Origin of the sequence: Acidovorax sp., from assembly GCF_046341535.1 — a bacterium.
Taxonomy (GTDB): domain Bacteria; phylum Pseudomonadota; class Gammaproteobacteria; order Burkholderiales; family Burkholderiaceae_C; genus Acidovorax.
In genome coordinates, this window is sequence record NZ_JBKDRI010000172.1 from 1 (window position 1) to 1,361 (window position 1,361).

Here is a 1,361-nt window from a genome sequence, read left to right on the forward strand (position 1 = left end):
CCCATGGAGCCCGTGGGAAACTGCCAGAAGTCGGGCATGAGCCACGGGTGCGGGTAGCTGCACAGACCCTGCGCTCCTGCCGCGGGCGCGGTCAGCTCCTGCCGGTAGTGCATCAGGTCTTGTTCGGACAAACGCCCTTCCAGAAACGCGCGCGCATACACGCCGGGCGCGCTGTGCGGCTGAAAAAACACCAGATCGCCCCGGTGCTGGCCTTCGCCCAGACCCTCGCGGGCGCGGAAAAAATGGTTGAACCCGCTCTCAAACAAATCGGCCGCACTCGCGTAGCTGGCAATGTGCCCGCCCAGCTCGCCATAGGCCTGGTTGGCCCGCACCACCATGGCCAGCGCGTTCCAGCGCACGATGGAGGCCACGCGCTCCTCAATGGCCAGGTCACCGGGAAATACGGGCTGGTCTTGCACGGCCACGGAGTTCACATAGGGCGTGTTCAGGTCCGGCTGCCAGCCGATGCGCTGGGTGCGCGCCAGCCTCACCAACTCTTGCAGGATGTGACGGGCTCGCTCGGGGCCTTCGGCGGCGACCAGCGCGGTGAAGGCATCACGCCACTCGGCGGTCTCCAGCGGGTCGGTGTCGGCCGGGTTGTGGGGTTGCAGCAGGGTATGGGGCGTGGGGGCGTTCATACAGATACTGTAGCCAGCATCGCCCCGAATGAGTTGCCGTTTCGGGCTATCAACGGGCTATTTGCAGCATTTAATTTTATGTTTTTGATATAATGCAGCATATGAAGCTTGATGTGATCGATTTACGCATTCTGGCCGAGCTGCAGGCCGATGGCTCCCTGTCCAACGTGGAGCTGGCGCGACGGGTGCATCTGTCGCCCTCACCCTGCCTGGCCCGGGTGAAGGCGCTGGAGGCCGCAGGGGTGATCAGCCGCTATGTGGCGCTGGCCAGTGCGGCGGCGCTGGGTCTGGGGCTCAATGTGTTCATCAGCATCAGCCTCAAAACACAGAGCAAGCAGGCCCTGGCCGACTTTGAACGCCGCATCGCGGAGCATGATGAGGTGATGGAGTGCTACCTGATGAGCGGCGACAGCGACTACCTGATCCGCGTGGCGGTCACCGACATCGGCGCGCTGGAGCGATTCATCCTGGAGCAGCTATCGCCGATACCGGGCGTGGAGAAGATCCGGTCAAGCTTTGCGCTCAAGCAGGTGCGTTACAAGACGGCGCTGCCTCTGCCCGGCGCGGCCTAGTCGAGGGGCGGCGACCCTGATGCCTAGGAGCCTGTCGGACTTGGAAATCGTCGGCTGCAAGTTGACCGCAGCGGTCCATTTTTAACCGCCTTTTTGCCCCATAGCTCGGCTATGGGGCTGCAAATTCGGCAAAAACTGTCCTCGCTGGGGC

General features: G+C 63.2%; 1 protein-coding gene and 1 pseudogene. One reads left to right on the forward strand and one right to left on the reverse strand.

Going from position 1 to position 1,361, the window contains the following annotated elements; translation table 11 throughout:
• A pseudogene (locus ACK543_RS12760) lies at positions 1-638 on the reverse strand (pyruvate dehydrogenase (acetyl-transferring), homodimeric type); the annotation flags it as partial.
• Positions 639-739: 101 nt separating this feature from the next.
• Here ACK543_RS12760 and ACK543_RS12765 point away from each other — a divergent pair.
• Positions 740-1,210 carry an Lrp/AsnC family transcriptional regulator gene (locus ACK543_RS12765; RefSeq protein ID WP_409943219.1) on the forward strand — a complete coding sequence of 157 codons (471 nt, stop codon included), beginning with the start codon at positions 740-742 and terminating at the stop codon, positions 1,208-1,210.
• Positions 1,211-1,361: the final 151 nt, after the last annotated feature.